The organism is Mucilaginibacter terrigena, assembly GCF_004168255.1.
Taxonomy (GTDB): Bacteria; Bacteroidota; Bacteroidia; order Sphingobacteriales; family Sphingobacteriaceae; genus Mucilaginibacter; species Mucilaginibacter terrigena.
In genome coordinates this window covers 78,377-97,877 of sequence record NZ_SEWG01000008.1, presented here as the reverse complement: position 1 = coordinate 97,877, position 19,501 = coordinate 78,377, and the positions used below count along the sequence as shown (strand labels likewise).

General features: G+C 44.3%; 20 protein-coding genes and 1 riboswitch. Of the genes, 7 read left to right on the top strand and 13 right to left on the bottom strand.

The features are described from left to right. Window positions 1–66 precede the first annotated feature (66 nt). The 7 genes from EWM62_RS17375 to upp all read right to left on the bottom strand — a co-directional run bounded on the left by EWM62_RS17375 (window position 67) and on the right by upp (window position 5,669). Window positions 67–921, bottom strand: a complete 855-nt coding sequence (locus EWM62_RS17375; protein ID WP_129877951.1) for a UDP-2,3-diacylglucosamine diphosphatase — start codon at window positions 919–921, stop codon at window positions 67–69. Between the two features lie 641 nt (window positions 922–1,562). After that, window positions 1,563–2,093, bottom strand: coding sequence for a DinB family protein (locus EWM62_RS17370; RefSeq protein ID WP_129877950.1), 531 nt, complete (start codon window positions 2,091–2,093; stop codon window positions 1,563–1,565). Between the two features lie 9 nt (window positions 2,094–2,102). Further along, entirely contained in the window at window positions 2,103–2,303 is a 201-nt protein-coding gene (locus EWM62_RS17365) for a type II toxin-antitoxin system HicA family toxin (protein WP_129877949.1), read from the bottom strand. 3 nt (window positions 2,304–2,306) lie between these two features. After that, complete coding sequence (locus EWM62_RS17360) at window positions 2,307–2,534, bottom strand: type II toxin-antitoxin system HicB family antitoxin (protein ID WP_129877948.1); 228 nt, start codon at window positions 2,532–2,534, stop codon at window positions 2,307–2,309. A gap of 24 nt (window positions 2,535–2,558) precedes the next feature. Further along, entirely contained in the window at window positions 2,559–3,284 is a 726-nt protein-coding gene (locus tag EWM62_RS17355) for a YjjG family noncanonical pyrimidine nucleotidase (RefSeq protein WP_129877947.1), read from the bottom strand. A 60-nt stretch (window positions 3,285–3,344) separates the two neighbouring features. Next, window positions 3,345–4,949 (bottom strand): serine hydrolase, encoded by a 1,605-nt coding sequence (locus EWM62_RS17350; RefSeq protein WP_129877946.1) that lies wholly within the window; start codon window positions 4,947–4,949, stop codon window positions 3,345–3,347. Window positions 4,950–5,015: 66 nt separating this feature from the next. Then, a complete protein-coding gene (gene upp, locus EWM62_RS17345; RefSeq protein WP_129877945.1) occupies window positions 5,016–5,669 on the bottom strand; it encodes a uracil phosphoribosyltransferase in 654 nt (217 codons plus the stop codon). A gap of 293 nt (window positions 5,670–5,962) precedes the next feature. Here upp and uvrB point away from each other — a divergent pair, with 293 nt between their 5' ends. The 4 genes from uvrB (at window position 5,963) to EWM62_RS17325 (ending at window position 11,328) form a co-directional block, all read left to right on the top strand. Continuing rightward, a complete protein-coding gene (gene uvrB / locus EWM62_RS17340; protein WP_129877944.1) occupies window positions 5,963–7,990 on the top strand; it encodes an excinuclease ABC subunit UvrB in 2,028 nt (675 codons plus the stop codon). Between the two features lie 216 nt (window positions 7,991–8,206). Further along, window positions 8,207–8,464: a DUF4834 family protein gene (locus EWM62_RS17335; RefSeq protein WP_129877943.1), complete on the top strand. Its 258-nt coding sequence runs from the start codon at window positions 8,207–8,209 to the stop codon at window positions 8,462–8,464. 4 nt (window positions 8,465–8,468) lie between these two features. Beyond that, on the top strand, window positions 8,469–8,765 hold the full coding sequence (locus EWM62_RS17330) for a hypothetical protein (RefSeq protein WP_129877942.1): 297 nt from the start codon (window positions 8,469–8,471) through the stop codon (window positions 8,763–8,765). Window positions 8,766–8,853: 88 nt separating this feature from the next. Continuing rightward, window positions 8,854–11,328, top strand: a complete 2,475-nt coding sequence (locus tag EWM62_RS17325; RefSeq protein ID WP_129877941.1) for a YfhO family protein — start codon at window positions 8,854–8,856, stop codon at window positions 11,326–11,328. A gap of 185 nt (window positions 11,329–11,513) precedes the next feature. Here the strand turns inward: EWM62_RS17325 and EWM62_RS17320 are convergent, their stop codons facing one another. Genes EWM62_RS17320 through EWM62_RS17310 form a run of 3 tightly spaced genes read right to left on the bottom strand, consistent with a single transcriptional unit; the run spans window position 11,514 to window position 13,885 of the window. Beyond that, window positions 11,514–12,263, bottom strand: coding sequence for a glycosyltransferase family 2 protein (locus EWM62_RS17320; RefSeq protein ID WP_129877940.1), 750 nt, complete (start codon window positions 12,261–12,263; stop codon window positions 11,514–11,516). Between the two features lie 33 nt (window positions 12,264–12,296). Beyond that, window positions 12,297–12,611 carry a hypothetical protein gene (locus EWM62_RS17315; protein ID WP_129877939.1) on the bottom strand — a complete coding sequence of 105 codons (315 nt, stop codon included), beginning with the start codon at window positions 12,609–12,611 and terminating at the stop codon, window positions 12,297–12,299. After that, entirely contained in the window at window positions 12,611–13,885 is a 1,275-nt protein-coding gene (locus EWM62_RS17310) for a glycosyltransferase family 4 protein (RefSeq protein WP_129877938.1), read from the bottom strand. The genes EWM62_RS17315 and EWM62_RS17310 overlap by 1 nt, the downstream gene beginning before the upstream one ends. Window positions 13,886–13,998: 113 nt before the next feature. On the opposite strand from EWM62_RS17310, the gene EWM62_RS19715 reads away from it, so the two are divergent. Continuing rightward, window positions 13,999–14,517, top strand: a complete 519-nt coding sequence (locus tag EWM62_RS19715) for a serine acetyltransferase (protein ID WP_129877937.1) — start codon at window positions 13,999–14,001, stop codon at window positions 14,515–14,517. Window positions 14,518–14,523: 6 nt separating this feature from the next. Further along, window positions 14,524–15,270 (top strand): class I SAM-dependent methyltransferase, encoded by a 747-nt coding sequence (locus tag EWM62_RS17300; RefSeq protein WP_129877936.1) that lies wholly within the window; start codon window positions 14,524–14,526, stop codon window positions 15,268–15,270. 53 nt (window positions 15,271–15,323) lie between these two features. On the opposite strand, the gene EWM62_RS17295 is transcribed toward EWM62_RS17300, so the two are convergent. From EWM62_RS17295 to EWM62_RS17285, 3 genes are all read right to left on the bottom strand, one after another. Next, window positions 15,324–16,388 carry a branched-chain amino acid aminotransferase gene (locus tag EWM62_RS17295; RefSeq protein WP_129877935.1) on the bottom strand — a complete coding sequence of 355 codons (1,065 nt, stop codon included), beginning with the start codon at window positions 16,386–16,388 and terminating at the stop codon, window positions 15,324–15,326. A gap of 104 nt (window positions 16,389–16,492) precedes the next feature. After that, window positions 16,493–17,446: a tryptophan 2,3-dioxygenase family protein gene (locus EWM62_RS17290; RefSeq protein ID WP_129877934.1), complete on the bottom strand. Its 954-nt coding sequence runs from the start codon at window positions 17,444–17,446 to the stop codon at window positions 16,493–16,495. A gap of 18 nt (window positions 17,447–17,464) precedes the next feature. After that, window positions 17,465–17,965, bottom strand: coding sequence for a hypothetical protein (locus tag EWM62_RS17285; protein ID WP_129877933.1), 501 nt, complete (start codon window positions 17,963–17,965; stop codon window positions 17,465–17,467). 64 nt (window positions 17,966–18,029) lie between these two features. Beyond that, window positions 18,030–18,094: riboswitch (Fluoride riboswitch) on the top strand. Between the two features lie 85 nt (window positions 18,095–18,179). Between EWM62_RS17285 and EWM62_RS17280 the strand changes: the two genes are divergently transcribed. Beyond that, a complete protein-coding gene (locus tag EWM62_RS17280) occupies window positions 18,180–19,451 on the top strand; it encodes a voltage-gated chloride channel family protein (RefSeq protein WP_238989386.1) in 1,272 nt (423 codons plus the stop codon). The last annotated feature ends 50 nt before the right edge of the window (window positions 19,452–19,501 follow it).

The window sequence follows — 19,501 nt, the reverse complement described above, 5'->3', positions numbered from 1 at the left end:
TGGACTAAGTTAATGGTGCGGTGATAACACCGACCATAGGCTAATTAATATCACTTTAATACATTATTACTTCGCTTCCTGCTTAAATCGTTCCAGCAAGGTGCGTACATCCAGTTTGGCGTCCAGGTCTTCGGCATCGGTTAGGTCGTCTTCGTCGTTGTCCTGCCTAAAATCATCCGGCAGGTATTTAAAAACTTTCCACTCGTTGTTGTGGTATTCAAGCGAGGTAAGGCTTTCTACCCAGTCGCCGCTGTTGAGGTACAGCACAGAGCCTGTTTGTTCGGTAGATTGAATGGTGCGGATCTCGGCGTGGTGGATGTGTCCGCAAATAACGTAGCTGTAGGCCTTCTCTACCGCAAGGTCGGCGGCGGTTTGCTCAAACTGGTTAATGAATTTCACCGCGTCCTTAAACTTAGCCTTTATCTTTTGCGAGAAGCTCATCTTAGGCCTGCCCATGGCAGTAAGCAGCCAGTTGGTAAGGCTGTTGATGAGTATCAGCGTATCGTACCCAACAGCGCCCATTTTGGCCAGCCATTTAGAGTGCTGCATGGTAACATCAAACACATCGCCATGGAAGATCCATGCTTTTTTGCCGTCGATATTAAGTACTATCTTATCTAACAGTTGAAAGGTGCCCAGGTTAAAATCGGTAAACTTGCGCAGCATCTCGTCGTGGTTGCCGGTAAGGTAGTACACGGGCACACCTTCGGTAACAAATTTAAGGATGCGGCGCACCACCTTCATGTGCGTTTCGGGCCAGTACGATTTGCTGAATTGCCAAATATCGATGATATCCCCGTTGAGGATAAGCATTTTGGGCTTGATACTTTTAAGATATTTAAGGAGTTCTTTGGCGTGGCACCCGTATGTGCCTAAATGTACATCAGAGATGATGACTATATCTACTTCGCGTTTTGCCATTAAAGTTTATAGGCTAACCAAATAGCCGTTAATATATAAATGCCGGCAGCTGCAAACGGGGGCTATTCCTCCTCGTCGTCTTCGCTAACCTTAAGTTCGTAAGGGCTCAGATAAAATGCACCAAGCAGTACCAGTAGTCCTATTACAAACAAGTAAGTAAATTCAAAATTCATCTTTCCTTATTTTTACAAATGTCCGATAATCAAATTATTATAGTGTTAAGACTGTGTTAAATGTAAAAGGTTACTTAACAAACAAAAATAATTTGAAACCGGGTTTATGCAGGCCATTACAACCTGCTTAATAATACAAGTTACCATTATTATATGAAAAGGGCGTGAAATTTTGCCGGCGCACGAAAAGAATAGCCTATCACCTATCTAAACCCGCCTAACATAATATTTGAATAAATTGGTGTCAGCGTTTTGACAGTAGTTTAACGCGTGAACATTTGATTATGAGCTACTTGTAAATAAGTGCCTGCATTTGCAAACGTGAACGTGAACATCAGGCATCTTTTGCTCACCCCGTTCCGATAGCTATCGGGATGCGCACCCTCTCTGCTACGCAAAAGGATTAAAAATGGATGAATATTTTAAATCCCTCTTTACGCTTGCGTAGCGATGGCCGGGTGAGTAAACTTACCCCTTTGCAAAACTGTTTTTGATCCGCTCCAGCTGTTTTAAATGGTGCTGCAAATGCACGCGAATAAACCTGAACCATTGTGCGGCATTAAGCATGCCCAAACGCGGGTGCTGCCAACGGGCATTTTTTGGCGCGTCGTTTATAAGAGCGGTAACGCCGTCTATCCGTTTACGGGTTTTTATTAACAGGTTCCTGGCTTCTTCCCTATCAATTTTATTGGGCGCTATTTTGGCGGCTACTTCTTCGGGCACTTTTATTTTACCCGGCGGGAACAGGCCGGTTATTAAAAGATAATGCCCCCAAAAGTTGGGGCCGTTTTTAGTGGGCGGGCAATTATTGTGCGTACAGCGCTCTAAAGCTATGCTTGATCCCAGGCTGGATTTTAAGATATGATCGTAAACCTCGGAGTAGCTCCAGCCACCCATTGGGGGTGTTTCCATAAAACGTTCGTCAGTAAAACCATCCAGCAATTGGCGGTAGGTATCTAATGCGGCATCAATGGCACGGCGCTCTTTGGTTAGGTTCATGAATTAAAATTAGTCCTTTAAATCAATACCCGCTTGTTTGAGTATGGAGTGTAATGTTCCTTTCTTAAGGTCTTTTGCATGCATCGGAACTATTGTTCTTTTCCCATTGCTGCGATTTACAAAAATATGATGACTTCCATTAACACGGTTCAATTCAAAGCCATTAGCCAGCAAAATGGTAACAATTTGTTTAGGAGTGTAAGACTTCATTTATTATGAAGCAAGTGTAAGCGAATATTCAAGGCTGTTATTATCATCTGGTACGGGTTCGCCATCAGCCTCAAGGCTTTCTACATATAAGTTTATTGCCTCTTTCGCCATTTCAATTGCTTCATCAATAGTTTCACCTTGGGTAAAGCAACCGGGTAATGCGGGAACAGAAACACTAAATCCCCCTTCTTCTTCAGGAGTGAGTAATATACGGTATGTACGTTGTTTCATATTCAAATTTACAATAATAAAAACTTACAACAATACCATCAACTCTTTTAAATTACCGATTTGCAACGGTACATCATCCGGTTTTTCCAAATTGAAAGGGTTAAAATAGATGGCATCCATACCTACGCCCATTGCCCCGCGGATATCGGCTTCGATGCTATCGCCGATCATCAGGCTTTCTTCAACGGTTGCGCCGGCCAATTCAATGGCATGTTTAAATATCAGCGGATCGGGTTTGTTAACGCCGACAACCTCGGATATGATAATGTTTTTAAAGTATGGCGCCAGGTTGGTGCCCGCTACCTTTACCTCGGTAGATTCTTTAAAGCCATTCGAGATCAAATGCAGCGTGTATTTGCTTTGCAGATAGGCCAGCGTTTCGTGCGCGTGGGGGAACAGGTTGGTTTTGGTTGGCCCCAGGTTTACATAAGCGTCCTCAAAATCAGCGGGCATCAGTTCGGGCTGTACGCCAAGTTCGATGAACGTCGATCTGAAACGTTCCTCGCGCAACTCATCCTTGCTGATCTCTCCTAAATGATATTGAGCCCAAAGGCGGTGGTTATGGCGGGTGTAGGTTTCAATGAACAAGTCGGCCGAGTGCAGACCAATATCTTTTAACTTATAAGTGCCGTAAAGCTCGTGCAGGGTTTCTTCGGCATTTTTGTCAAAATCCCAGATGGTGTGGTCAAGATCAAAGAAGATGTGGCGGTATATTTTAGAATTACGATTTACGATTTCAGATTGAGGCATGCTCTGTTTAATTGTATCTTGATGTATGAATAGTGAGCAAAACTTCTGTAGTAGAGCCCATCATTTGATTTTGTCGGCGGCGTTCTTATTTGACGGATTTAATTCTAAAGACTTTTTATAAGCCGCAATAGATTCCGGCTTTTTGCCGGCTGCCATTAGTGCTTCCCCATAACTATCAAACGCGTTCCACGAATTTGGGAACAACTGGGTGTTTAAGCGAAAAGCCGCTAAACTTTCAGGTATCTTGTTTAATTTAAGAAACTCATAACCCGCTTCGTTAAGATCGGATTCTTCCTGCTGATAGCGACGTTTAATATTTTTAATATCGTTTTCCCAGATAGATTTAGATACATGGATTGCTTTGCTCGTGTCGTCATTTTTAATTATTTCGCGGCAATAAAATGAGGCTATAGGGGGTGTGGGGCATTTATAAGGTTTATTATGGAATATGTTAGATATTTCCAACGCCAAATCATAAGACGGACAAATCCCGTTATTAGAAAGAACAATTATAGTTAAACCCGATTTTTCATGCCAAATTATATTGTTTGCGCCACCCCATCCGCCGGTATGGTACGCTACCGCTTCGTTATTGTAATTTTTAGTTTGCCAGCCTAAACCATAATCAGGTATATCGCTTTTTTTGAAAGATATCCCTATTGAAATAATAACTATGCCTATAGCAACTATTGAAAATGTACCTATCCACCACCACTTTTTACGCCGCGCAAACCAAGTTAATCCAAGTCCTAATAATAACACTATTAGCCCTTTGGTAATAATTGGCGGGCCCATATTTAAGTTTATTGAAACGGTGGCGGTGTTCACCATTTTTGTTGAAACCAATCTCCCCGAAAAATAACCATTAATAAACTTCAATAGATCTTCGGTTGTTGAATATAGCCCGCCATCACCATAAACGCCATTCAAAATCCCCAGATTGTTGGATTTGGCGGTGTCTTTATAAAAGGAGTATTTGTACCCTATAGCATGATTAGGTATACTATCCTGAAAATAAACAAAAGAGTGTTGCATATTGTAAGGGCTGAATATATGCTCATGCAAATAATCCGTATAAGATTGCCCTGAAACTTTTTCGATAATTGAAGCAAGTATTACATAATTTGTATTCATGTATTCCTGATACTTTCCGGTTTCGAAGTGCTTGCCCGGATACTTTCTTAATAAAAAAGCAATAACCTCTTTATTAGAACTTATCTTATGTAAGCTGTCGGGGATTTTGTTTTCATCCCAATATGGGATATAAAGATCGGCAATATAATCTGCTATGCCAGATGTGTGAGCAAGAAGGTCTTTGACGGTTATATTTTCAGCCGGGAAATTTGGGTAAAACTTTTTAAGGTTATCATTAAAATTTAATTTCCCTTTTTCAATCAGCTGAGTTATTGCAACTGCGGTAAATGTTTTACTAACAGAAGCTAAGTAAAAGGGTGTATTGTCAGTTATAAAATCTTTAGTACCAATGTTTGCAAGCCCGTTACTTTTTTTGAAAATTATCTTTCCGTTTTGAGCTACCAGGATTGATCCGCGAAAAACTTTGTAGCGGATTAGCTGTGACATAAGGCTATCTACTTTAGCGATATTACTTTGCCCAAAAATTGCCTGACTTAAAAGCATAGCAATAATAACGAGATATATTTTCATTTTTTTAATCGTAAATATCTTTCAATAAGGCTTAATTAAATAAGTAAATTCATAAATAAAACCCTTTTACACCTTCTCCCCAAAAGCCAGGTCGCCCGCATCACCCAAGCCCGGAACGATGTAAGCCTTACTGGTCATTTCATCGTCAACGGCGCAGGCCCATAGCTGCACTTTTGGCAGGTTGGCGCGTACATGGGCAATACCCTCGGTGCTGGCAATTACGGCGGCAATATGCAGGGCTTTTAGGTTGTATTGCGCCAATATTTCTTTACAAACCATCACTATGCTATGCCCAGTGGCCAGCATGGTATCGCACATGATCAGGGTTCTACCTTCCAGGCCCGGGTTTGAGATATGATCTACCTGTATGGTGAACGCGCCGCTCTTTTTAACTTTACGGCAGGCTGTTACAAAAGCGCTGTCGGCCCGGTCAAAAAAATTGATAAATCCCTGGTGAAAGGGCAGGCCGGCGCGCAATATGGTTGCTACAACTGGTTGTTCGGTAGCTAAGTTAACACTTGCGCTGCCAAGGGGAGTTTGCACATCGGTAGTCTCATAAATAAGGGTTTTGCTTATCTCGTAAGCCAGTATCTCGCCCAGCCGCTCCTGGTTCTTGCGGAAACGGTATTTATCCTGTTGTACGTTTACATCGCGCAGTTCGGCTAAAAACTGGTTGGCAATGCTGTTTGTTTTATTAAGGATGAACGTATGAATTGGCATGGTTAAATATACAGATTTACAGCTTTTGGAAATGTAAACTTTATTACAAATATATTTTAAAGCCCCTTCCTTTGGAGATGGGTTGGAGAGAGGCTTTCTCTTAAATACTGCGAAATAGACGGAATTAAACAATCATTCTGCAAATAAATTGGTTGTATAAAAACATGCTGACATAAGGTTGTCATCAACCGGTGAGATATTTGAATAAGGTTAATAGATGCCGCAACTAAAAAGCTTAGCAATCTTGACAGCCTAATCACAAATCTCTGCTCACTAATCACTATTTTTGAATAATGGATTTTAAAATAACTTCTCAGTACGTACCCACCGGCGACCAGCCCGAAGCCATCCGCCAACTGGTTGAAGGTGTAAACAACGGCGACCCTTTCCAGACCCTGTTGGGGGTAACCGGGTCGGGCAAAACCTTTAGCATAGCCAACGTAATTGAGCAAACCCAAAAGCCCACGCTGATACTGAGCCACAACAAAACCCTGGCGGCACAGCTATACGGCGAGTTTAAACAGTTTTTCCCCGATAACGCGGTGAACTACTTTGTATCCTACTACGATTACTACCAGCCCGAGGCGTTCATCCCCTCGTCAAACACCTATATAGAAAAAGACTTACAGATAAACGAGGAGATAGAAAAATTGCGTTTACGGACCACTTCGGCGCTCATGAGCGGCCGCAGGGATGTAATTGTGGTGTCGTCCATATCCTGCATTTATGGTATGGGTAACCCCGAGGATTTTGCCAATTCGGTATTCAAATTCGCGGTAGGCACACGCATCAGCAGGAATGCTTTTTTACACAGATTGGTGGAGATCTTATACGCCCGAACCACTGCCGATTTTAAACGAGGAACGTTTAGGGTGAAAGGTGATACCGTGGATATCTTCCCGGCGTATATGGATTATGCCTACCGCATCAGCTTTTTTGGGGATGATATTGAAGAACTAAGCACCTTCGATATCACCACCGGCAAAACCATCGAGAAAATGACACATATGGTGGTTTACCCCGCCAACCTGTACGTTGCCCCCCGCGAGCGTTTTCAGCAATCGGTTTGGGCTATACAGGAAGAACTGGAAACCCGCAAGAAGCAATTTATTGATGACGGCCGCTTCATTGAGGCAAAACGTTTGGAAGAAAGGGTTAATTACGACCTGGAGATGATCCGCGAGCTGGGTTATTGCAGCGGCATCGAAAACTACTCCCGCTTCTTTGACGGTCGCGCACCGGGGATGCGGCCCTTCTGTTTACTGGATTATTTCCCCGATGATTACCTGATGGTGATTGACGAGAGCCATGTTACCGTTCCACAGATCAGGGCCATGTATGGTGGCGACAGGTCGAGAAAGATCTCGCTGGTTGATTACGGCTTCCGTTTGCCTGCGGCGATGGATAACCGCCCGCTAAACTTCCAGGAGTTTGAGCGCCTTGCCCCGCAAACCATTTATGTAAGCGCAACCCCAGCTGATTTTGAACTGGAAAAATCGGGCGGAGTGGTGGTAGAGCAGGTAATACGCCCGACAGGATTACTTGACCCTATAATTGACGTGCGCCCGGTTATAAACCAGGTGGATGACCTGCTTGACGAGGTGGATAAAACCATAAAAATGGGAGACCGTGTTTTGGTTACCACACTTACCAAACGCATGGCCGAAGAACTGGCTAAATACATGGACAGGCTGGGCATTAAATGCCGTTATATCCACTCGGAGGTGAAAACTTTGCAACGTGTAGAAATATTGCGTGGCCTGCGCCTTGGTGAGTTTGACGTGTTAATTGGTATTAACCTGCTGCGTGAGGGACTGGACTTACCCGAAGTGTCCTTAGTAGCCATATTGGATGCTGATAAAGAAGGATTTCTTCGGTCGGAGCGGTCACTGATTCAAACCATTGGCCGCGCCGCCCGTAACGACAGGGGCCGGGTGATTATGTATGCCGATAAAATAACCGACTCGATGCAGATTACGATGGACGAAACAAACCGCCGCCGCGAACTGCAAATAAAATACAATACCGAGCATGGCATTACGCCGCGTACCGTTGGCAAAACCAAAGAAGAAATTATGGAGCAAACCTCCGTGGTAGACTTTAAGGGAGGTGTGCAGCAGGCCTATGTAGAAACCGATACCATGACCCTTGCCGCCGACCCGATTGTGCAGTACATGACCAAGCCGGATCTGAAAAAATCCATCGAAAATACCCGCAAGGATATGGTCGCGGCAGCAAAAAATATGGACTTCCTGCTTGCCGCCAAACTACGCGACGAAATGTTTGCCCTGGAAAAAATGATGGAGGAGAAGTTTTCGTAACTTAACCTCCCTGTTATTTCGAACCTGGGTGGGATGGATTGTGCAAAGGATGGTGAGAAATCTTATACACTTGCAAACTATCAAGCATACATGTTGTATAAGATTTCTCCTTGCCCTTATAAAAGCAATGCCCGTTCTAAATGACATTTAGGAATATAAACTATAGAAACAAATTATACGTTATATCCTTATATTTGTAAGCTAAATAAAAACCAGATGGGTCTAATACGTTTTCTGATCATAGCTATATGCTCGTTATATATCATACGCAGCCTGGTGCGTATATTTTTACCTATGCTGTTTAGCAGTGTAATTAATAAGGCGCAGGAGCAAGCCCGCCAGCAACAGCAAAACTATAACCAACAACAGCAGCCCAAACCTGATGGCCGCATCCGGGTTGATTATAAACCCGATGCAAAAAGTTCTGTACCTGATTCTGAGGGAGAATTTGTAGATTACGAAGAAATTAAATAAACCAATGTTACCCGAAGGGCTTTACAAACGCAGGCGCGGCCATAACAACACACCGCCAACGGTGCTGTTAATACTTACCAATTGTATTGTTCTGGCCATTTTAACACAGCTTTATACCGGCTGCACCACCATTAATAGTTTTTTTTGGGTTGTAATTGCCGGCCTTGCATTATACAACGTGTACAACATCCGCCGCAACCGCGAGGAGTTTAACAAGCTTAATGTTATAGTTTACGTGGTTAGCATTTTGCTGATGATATTCCTGTTCTATTATTTTAGCACCCAACCCGGTAAGTGCTAACTAAATATCTTATAAAAACTTATCGTTTCTAATCTCATTCAATTTTCTATTTTTGAAGATTATAATTATTATCCCTAAAAGAGTTTAAATGAACAACTGGATCAAGCGGAATAGTGGGCATCTTATAGTAGCTGCAATATTTTTCGTACTAACCTTTGCCTATTTCTTTAACCCTATTATGCAGGGCAAGATCCTGTACCAGGGCGACGTTTTGCAGGCCCAGGCCATGCAAAAAGAGATAATGGATGTTAAGGCCGCTACCGGCAAAGCCCCGTTATGGACAAACCAGATGTTTGGCGGGATGCCAAGCTACCAGATATGGGCTAAATATGGGTCAAACATTACCACGCATATAATTGATGTTTTAAAAACAGCTTTCCCTAACCCGGTTGATACCATTTTGCTGTATCTTTTTGGCGCGTACCTGTTGTTTTGTACCTTAAAATTAAACCATTGGCTGGCAGCGGCAGGCGCGGTAGCTTTCGCGTTTTCATCGTATAACTTTATTTATATTGATGCCGGGCACGCCAACCAGGCCTACGCCATAGCATTCTTCGCGCCTATAGTGGCAGGTATCATCATGACGCTTAGGGGCCAATACATTACCGGCGGGGCGTTAACTGCGTTCTTCCTGGCTATGGAGATACGATCGAACCACGTGCAGATGACCTTTTACCTGCTATTGGCTATCATCATATTGGTATGTATCGAACTTTACCACGCCATAAAGGCAAAGCAAACAAAGCCGTTTTTTAAATCGATAGCTTATTTATCTGCCGCTACTATACTGGCGGTTATTGTAAACGCGGGCTCGTTATGGACAACCTACGAATACAGCCATTACACCATACGTGGTAAACCAAACTTAAAAAGCGAAACCGGAAACGCCGGCACCGGCCTCGATAAAGAATATGCCTACAACTGGAGCCAAAGCGTAACCGAAGTATTCACATTTTTTATCCCTAATGCTTACGGTGGCGCAAGTGGTGCCCCTGCCAGCGGGGATTCTAAAGTGGTAAAATTATTAACAGAAAAACAGGTAGATCCTGCACAGGCAAAGCAATTTGCCGGTCAGTATATGTATTGGGGTAATAAGCCGGGCACATCAGGCCCGTGGTATTTTGGTGCCATCGTGTTCTTCCTGTTCGTATTAGGTTTACTAATCGTAAAAAACCGTATCAAATGGTGGCTGCTATCGGCAGTACTGTTAAGCGTATTCCTGTCGTTTGGTAAAAATCTGCCATTCCTGTCCGATCTGTTCTTTAATTATTTCCCGCTGTATAATAAATTCCGCGCGGTGGAGTCTACCCTGGTTATCGCCTCGTTGTGTTTCCCAATACTGGGCTTCCTGGCGTTGAACGAGGTATTTGTTAACCGCGATAAACCATACGTTTTCAAAAATGTTAAACTGGCGTTTTATATCACCGGCGGTTTAACCCTGCTGATGATCGTTTTGCCGGGCTTATTCCTGAGCTTTAAATCATCCGAGCACCAAACCCTGATATCAGGCCTTACGCAGGCTTTCCAGGGCGACTCTGGTATGGCAAACCAGGTTGCTAACGGGCTGGTGCAGGACCGAGAGACATTAGAACGAAGCGATGCCATACGTACGCTTATATTTATAGCGCTTGCTTTTGGCTTGCTTTACATCGTAATAAAGCAAAAAATAAGTACAACCTTTGCCGCCCTTGCGTTTATGGGTATGATATTGGTTGATATGTGGAGCATTGATAAACGTTACCTGAAGGATGGGAACTTTATTGATAAAGAAGAAATTGACCGCACCTATGTACCGCGCGAGGTAGACGAGTTCATTATCCGCGATAAGGACCCTGATTTCAGGGTGATGGATTTAAGCCTGGGCGCGCCATTCCAGGATTCGCGTTCGTCTTATTTCTATAAAACCGTAGGCGGTTTCCATTCGGCACGTTTAAGGCGTTTTGATGAATTGATCCAAAACCAGTTTACCAAAAGCATTAACCAGGATGTGTTGGATATGCTGAATACCAAGTACATTATCACCGCCGACCCTAAAACAGGCAGCGCAAGCATGCATGCAAATTCAACCGCCTGCGGCCACGCCTGGTTTGTAAAAAGCGTTAAATATGTAAAAGATGCCGACCAGGAAATGATGGCTATCAGCAGCTTCAATCCCAAAGACGAAGCCATGATAGACCAGAAATATAAAAGTGTTGTTGAAGCAAAACCTTTAGGCCCTGATGCCAACAGCACTATTACCTTAACCACCTATACGCCCGATCATCTTACTTATCAAACAGGTTCCACGGCTAATCAGGTGGCCATATTCTCTGAGATATATTATGATAAAGGCTGGAAAATGCTGATAGACGGCGTGGAGCAACCATATTACCGTGCCGATTATTTATTACGTGCGGCAACTATCCCGGCAGGTAACCACAAGGTTGAATTTATATTCCACCCAACATCATACTACGCCGGCGAAAATATCTCGTTAGCGGGGTCGATAGTATTGATACTGGCTTTGGGCGGCGCGGTATATGCCGAACGCAAAAAGAAAAAACCGGAAGCTAAAAAGGCTTAAAGATAATATCTCGATATTAAAAGAGCGATGGGTGGTTAACTCATCGCTCTTTTTTGTTTGGAACCCGTTAAAAACCATGTCATTGCGAGCGGTAGCGTGGCAATCTCGTCGAATGTTAAGCGTTAATGCACTGGCTACGAGATTGCCACGTCGCTATCGCCCCTCGCAATGACATAGAAGTAAAATTAATCGTTCGTCCTTCTATTCCTCAACCAATACCAACCCAGGTTAAAAGCGATAACCGCGTGGTTAAACAGCGTTGGCACAAGGCCGTAATGCCGTTTCATAATATCAAAGCGCTCCAGTAAGCTTTGTTTGTGTTTAGCTTTGGACATACCACCCACCAAATATTTAGCTACATAACCGTCTACCTTAACTATCTTTTTTGCCTTTTTAGCTGCGCGGATGATCCAGTCGATATCGGCGCTTAGCTGGTATTTGGGGTCGTAAGGTTCAACAAGCGACCGCTTGATATAGATAGCCTGGTGGCTCACGCTCATGCCGTATTTAAAGCTGCGCCAGGTAAATTTTGCAGGTGCTTTGTGGCGGCGGCGGCCAAGGCTTTCGCGCTCATCGTTCACCATTTCGGTTTCGCCGTAGTAAATGTCGGCATCCGGCGCGGTAGCGAAAACTTTGGCAACGGTATCATTAGCGTAAAACTCATCGCCCGAGTTCATGAATATCACATAATCGCCGGTTGCCAGGGCAAGGCCTTTGTTCATGGCATCGTAAATACCCTTATCCTTTTCGCTGATGAGTTTGGCTATGCGGTTCTCGTATCGTTTAATAATTTCCAGCGTACCATCGTTTGATGCGCCATCAACTACAATATATTCTATTGCGCCGTAGGTTTGGTTAAGCACCGAAAGCAGGGTGCGCTCGATATCCCGCGAATTGTTATAAACGATGGTGATTACCGATAGCACTGGTTTCATATATCTATCTTTATAAGTATTAGGATAAGTAATCTATTCTTTTGGGTGCAATGGTTTATTTATGCCCGGATGTTCTTTATTATATTTCACTTCAACGGTATCACCAACTGCGAGCGTTGTATCATGTGAATTACCTCTATATTCTTTGCTATTAACAGTGAAGGAATATGAATAGGAGAACCTGGGTTTTACAGGCTGGTTTTCCATATAATTCTTTTCATCAACAATTATTGCTTTTGTAATTTGAGGCTCGTCCCCAAGAAAATTATCTGTAAATGAATTTAAAGCCACTTTATATATAAAATATCCCAAAAATGCTACCCAGATAATATTCTTTATTTTTTTCATTAAGAATGGGCAGTTAGGATAGATTGATACAACTTAATATATTGCCCGGCAACCTTCTCGTTATTGAACATATGTGTAACCTTATCCCTTGCGGCAGCGGCATAGGCATTATGGTTGCCGGAGTTTAATATATCGTTGATGCCCGCGGCCAGGTCAATAGGCGATTTAAACTCGGCCAGGTAACCGTTTACCTGGTGGTCTATCAGGTCGGGGATACCGCCGGTGTTAAAGGCTGCCACAGGTGTGCCGCAACTCATGGCTTCCATGATCATGTTGGGCAGGTTGTCTTCTACCGATGGCGATACAAAAACATCGGCCATGCTGTATATTTCGGCCAGGTCTGCCGGCGAAGTAATGGTATTTAACTGGTGCACCGGGTAAGGCAATGCAGAGGTGTCAAAATGTTTGTTCTTGCCAAATATCACTATTTCTACAGGAGTATCTGGTGCAGGTTCGTTTTTCAGGAAATGTAAGGCATCTACCAGAAAGCTGATGCCCTTGCGCCTGTCGTTGATGTTGGCAGCCCCAAACAGTATGATTTTTGCCGATGGATCGATGCCCCATTTTGCTCTTGCAGCGGCTTTATCTCCGGGCGAAAAAAGTTCGGTATCGATGGGGTTAGGAATAGCCTGAATGCTGTGATTTTGTAATAGGGTACTTTGTTTGGCTACACCCGCCAGCCAATTGCTGCAAGTTACTACAGACAGGTTTTTGGCAATACTAAGCATATCCTTTTTGTGCAGCCATCCGTCGTGCGATAGGTCGTCATCTTCCGGCTCGCGTAAGAAGTAGCAGTTGCCGCACTGATTTTTAAAATGGTTGCATGGGCCCGAATAATGGCAGCCGCCGGTAAAGGCCCACATATCGTGCAGTGTCCACACTACGGGTTTGTTAAGTGCAAGGAGTTTTTTAAGATCACCTACGGAAAGGAAGCCCGAGTTTGTCCAGTGCAGGTGAATAATATCTGCTTGCTGTATCACCTTCGACCTGCTGATATCCGTTCCCGCGTTAGCTGTTGAAAAGGCAAACCGCACCGATCTGTCACGCTCATGAAACCACATGAACGGCAGCCGTTCCCTAAGGAAGTTTACTTTTGAACGCAATTTGCCAAACAGGTTACGCTCCACACTATAAACCGCGCTGTCCGCGCGTTTTTTATGCTGAACAACCAGGGTTACATCTACCGCCTGCAATTGCAGGGCCTTTAAAAGGCGCATGCAGGCCTCGGCAGCGCCGCCGCCCGAGTCGGATGTGTTTATGAGTGCAACCTTCATTCAGCAGATATCATTTATCGGGGCAAGTATAATGATACTAAAATTAAAAATTTTACTTTTGAATACTTCATTCGCATCAATAATGGAGTTTAACAGCAAACCACGAAGCAAGGATGAACTTTTTCGCTTATTTATTCCAGGATTGGAGCGCCAACCGGGGCAATATAAAAGGGCGATTTGTGTTGTTTTTGTTCCGTTCGGTACAGATTGTAAACCGCCACATCCTTTTAAAGATACTTTTTTGCTGGCACCTGGTGCTTTACCGCCTGTTTGTAGAGTGGCATCTGGGTATCGAGCTGCCCCGCAAACTTACCGCCGGCAAAGGCCTTATTGTTTATCACGGCCAGGCGCTGGTGGTAAACCAGGGCGTTGTTATTGGCAATAACTGCGTTTTGCGTAACAGCGTTACCATAGGCCATAAAAAACTTGCCGACGGCACCTTTACTAATTGCCCGCGTTTGGGTAATAATGTTGATGTAGGCGCAAACGTTTGTATTATTGGCGATGTAACCGTGGGTAATAACGTGATTATTGGGGCGGGCGCGGTAGTAATAAAAAATATACCCGATAACAGCGTTGCCGTGGGCAATCCGGCGCGCATATTGGAGCAAAAAACCGAAGCCCATATTTAATATTTAATGGAGAATAATTTAACCGACCGCCCGTTCTGGAAATCATTTTGGGAATCGCGCAAGGGGCTTATATTTAAACTGAAGCCCAATTATGTTTTTGGCGATATACTGGCTAAGCTAATTGCCGAAAAAGGCATAAAAAATTCTATTGAACTCGGCGGCTTCCCCGGCTATTACTCCATCTACCTAAAAAAATATCGGCATTTAAAAACCACCCTGCTGGATTATTTTATCCATCCCGAGCTGGTAAACAAACTGCTGGCCGCTAACGACCTGCAGCCCGGCGATATCAGTATCATCGAAGCCGACCTGTTCACCTACCAGCCTGCCGAAAAGTATGACATGGTGCTTTCCTTTGGTTTGATAGAGCATTTTAACGATACCAAATTCATAATTAACGAACACCTTAAATTTTTAAAGCCGGGCGGCACGCTGTTTATCACCCTGCCCAATTTTAAAAGTGTTAACGGCTGGGTGCAAAAGAATTTTGACAAGGACAACTACGATAAACACAACATCAACAGCATGGACCTTAACCTGCTGCGCGATAGCTGCAAAGCCCTGGGCTTAAAAGATATCGAAACCTATTACCACGGCAAGTTTACCGTATGGCTGGAAAACAAATCGGAACAAAAGGCGCTTTCAAAAGCCATTGTTAAAGCTATATGGGTGGCCGGTAAAGTATTCACCAAACTTGTACCAATAGATAGTAAGGCACTGTCGCCTTATATAGTGGTGAAGGCTACCTTATAAAACAAAAAATCCCCGCATTTTCATACGGGGATCTCGATATCTGATAGATCAAATTATACAATATAATTCCAGCCGTGGGTGTCTTCGGCGCGGCCGTATTTGATGGCATCAAGCGTGGATAATACCTTTTGCGAAAAGGCCCTTGTAGCAGGGTCGCTAAGCGGATATTCTTCACCATCAACACTGATAGAGCCAACAGGGGCGATTGTTGCGGCAGTACCGGCGCCAAAGGCATCGGTCAGTTTGCCATTTTTGGCACCTTCAATCAGCTCGGCGACAGAAACCTTGCGCTCCTCAACCGGGATACCCCAATCTTTAGCCAGGGCGATCACCGTATCGCGGGTTACGCCATCAAGTATGGTATCTTTTGCTTCGGCGGTAATTAGCTTACCATCTAACAGGAACATGGCGTTAGCGGCGCCCATTTCTTCAACATATTTATGCTCTTTTGCGTCTGTCCATATCAGCTGGTCAAAACCCTCTTGGGCAGCTTTGCGGGCAGGCAGCATGGCCGAGCCATAGTTACCCGCAGCTTTGGCAAAACCCATACCGCCTTCGGCAGCGCGGGTAAAATGCGTTTCAATTTTAACCCTAAGGGCTTTTGAAAAATACGGGCCGGTTGGGCCAATGATAACTATAAACTTATAGGTAGCCGATGGCGTTACGCCCAAAAATGGATCGGTAGCGAACATGAACGGGCGGATATATAGCGCATGGTTGGCCTTGCCGGGGATCCACTCGCGGTCAATATCAACCAGCGCGGCTATGCTTTGTACAAAAACTTCTTCGGGCAGGGTAGGCATGCACAGGCGCTCTGCCGACTTATTAAAGCGGATAGCGTTCTTGTCCGGGCGGAAGATAGAAACCGTTCCGTCGGCATGTTTGTAGGCTTTAATACCTTCAAAAAACGACTGGCCATAATGCAGCGCAGAAATAGCCGGGCTCATCAGGATAGGGCCGTATGGCAGTATCTCAAAATTCTTCCACTCGCCATCGGCGTAATCGGCCACAAACATGTGGTCAGAAAAAACCTTACCGAAGGGCAGGTTGCTAAAATCCGTTTCAGCTAAACGGGAATGTTGTGTTTTGGTGATCTTTATGTCCAGTGTATCGGTCATGGCAGTATGCATTTAGTGCGAAAATGGCAAGTTAGAAATTTTCGGGCGATTTTTTAACTTTTGCGCCATTTTCAACGCTATATTACAGCAAATTAACAAATAGGCTACAACTCGCTAATTGTTTTCTCAACCCAGGCTTTGCCCCAGTTCTCCAACTGTTCGGCATTCCATAACGATGGATAAAATATGCGGCGCTGAAAACGCGGAGGCAGGTATTTTTGCCAGTTGGTGCCGCCGGTTGCCTTGATATCCTCAGGGTCGCGGTTTAGGTAACGCACGGCCGATTTATAGTGGCACAGGGGCCAGTTAACGTTTACATTAACATCCAGCTGCCTTAATTCGTCTTCTAAAGCGGTTGTGCTTTCGCCTTTGTATTTTAGTTGCTGCAGCAGGGCGTTAAAGTTGGTATCCACAACATTTTTAGCCAGTTCGATAAATGTTTTAGCGTATTTTTTTTCGAACTGTTTAAGTGTAAGCGTTTTTTTACCGGTAGATAATTCGGTAGCGCCGTACTTCCAGTAGATCTGTTCAAATTGCTCCTCAACAGGTGCCGAAGCTAACGCCTGGCGGTGATCGGGGGCTACAAGGTTGATAAAATCGGTAGCGTAGATCTCTATCAGGCGGTACTGCCCGCTTTGGAAACCGCTGGCCGGCAATAAACTCATCCTGAATTGCAAAAACTGCTCCTTATCCATACCATCCACCATGATCTCGAACGAGTGCGTGAGCGCCTCAAAGTAGCGGTTAATGCGTTTTAAACGTGCGGTAAAAAATGCTGCGGTAAGGTTTTCGGCACCCGATAGCTGCTTGCACTCGTGCAGTACCAACTTAAAGTGCAGCTCGGTTATCTGGTGGTACATGATAAAGATCTCTTCATCAGGGAAGGGCGTTTTTGGGCTTTGCAGGCTCAAAAGCGTATCCAGGTGAATGTAATCCCAATAGGTTAAAAAGTCGGCATGCAGCAGGCCATCCAGGTACGAGGTCATGTCCTGGCCCATGGCATTATATTTTTCCTGCAGCAGGGTAAGTCGTTGTTCTATTTCGGGCGAGATACTCATAGGACAAAGATAGAAAGTTTAGGGATTAGATCGAGATGCCGCCAACTCGTCTATTTTTTTAAGCCTTTCCTTTATAATGGCAACCGCACCGCTAAAATACCAGGGCGAGGAATCCCTGTCAAACTCAAAACTGAAGTGCATCCACAAAAATTTATAGCCCATAACATATCCACCACCATCATCGCAATCGGGACAACCAAAGCGGCCTGTGATGTTTGACAGCAGCAAAAATGGCGCGTTAAATTTAAGGCCGTCGAAGTCACCCTTTATTACCTTATGTGTATTCTTGCCGTTATCATTATTAAAATTATCAATAATTAATTTGTTAGAGGTGATGGTATAATTCACTTTACATACCCCGTTACATTCACCGGCAAAATAGCCGATATATTCGGTACTGAAGCTAAATCTAATAAGCGAAAAAGCAAATATGAAGCTGCTGATCAAAAAGACCTTAGTGGTTTTGGAAAATTTATTCCATTTAAAATTCAGGTTTACTGTTTCTTGTTTGATCCCCATAAGCATTAATAAATATTTGGCTGATAAGTAACCCAAGTTCAATCAAAAAACTATATTTGTGTTATACAAACAAGGCAATGGTGTTCTGCCTACTTGAACCGCTGCAAAGCTGATGACGCCTACCCAAATAAGTTGTTTATTTATTTGCACGTAGGTTATGTTTAAAAATATCGTTTCCAATCTCGTTTCGCTTTTAAAATATCTTGTCCGCTGGATGCTTGTCACCACTCCCGTAGCTGTGGCTATTGGCAGTATGGTGGCCTTTTTTCTGTGGCTGCTAAGTTGGGCAATCCATTTCCGCTTTGCGCATACCTGGCTTTTGTACCTGCTGCCTGCCGCAGGTGCGGTTATCCACCTGCTTTATAAATGGTACGGTGCGAGTGCCGAACGCGGCAACAATCTCATTATCGACGAGATCCATCAGCCCGGTGCCGGTGTGCCCAAACGTATGGCACCACTTATATTAATTACTACGGTTATAACGCATCTGTTCGGCGGCTCTGCGGGGCGCGAGGGCACAGCGGTGCAAATCGGCGGTAGCCTTGCCAATTGGTTTGGCAGCTTATTTAAACTGGATGGGGGTGATAAAAAGGTGATCCTTACAGCAGGCGTTGCAGCAGGTTTTGGGGCAGTATTTGGTACACCGTTAACTGGGACGATCTTCGCGCTGGAAGTAATAGCCATCGGGCGCATCCCGTACAGATCTTTCTTTGCCTGCCTTGTAGCGGGTTATGTGGGCGATATTACGGTATCGTTATGGGGTATTCATCATACGCTTTACCACATCGATATTGTAAATACCGGCCAAACATTTTATGGCATCCATTTGCCACTTGGTTTGTGGCTTTTAGGCAAAGTAGTGGTAGCCTCTGCTGTATTTGGCGGGGTAAGTTATGCTTTTGCCAGGGCCGTGCACATGGTAAAAAATTTCTCGCTTAAGTGGATCAAAATCACTTGGGTAATACCCATTATCGGGGGATTGGTTATCATCACTCTTACTTATATTTTAGGCAAGCCCGATTACTTAAGCCTTGGGGTTGATGCCGAATACCCCGGCGCGGTAACCATCGTATCGGCCTTTCAGCACGCCGGGGCAGATGCTTTTAGCTGGCTTTGGAAGTTGATCTACACGGCCATTACTTTAGGTACAGGTTTCAAAGGGGGAGAGGTTACGCCGCTGTTTTATATTGGGTCCACGTTAGGCAATAGCCTTGCTGAGTTAATGAACGCGCCGGTTGGTTTGTTCGCAGCCCTTGGTTTCATAGCTGTGTTTGCTGGGGCAACCAACACACCAATTGCCTGTACCTTAATGGGGATTGAACTTTTCGGTGGCGAGTATGCCATCTTCTTCGCCATAGCATGTTTCACGGCGTACTTTTTCAGCGGGGATGGCGGCATTTATTTGGCCCAAAAAACGGCTTTATCTAAAACAGAACTGGCGAAAACCAAGTATCTGAAACGCATGTTCGGCAAATACAGGCTGTAGTCATTTGCATTTTTTGCTAAAACATATTTACCGCCGTTTGTTTAGTAATG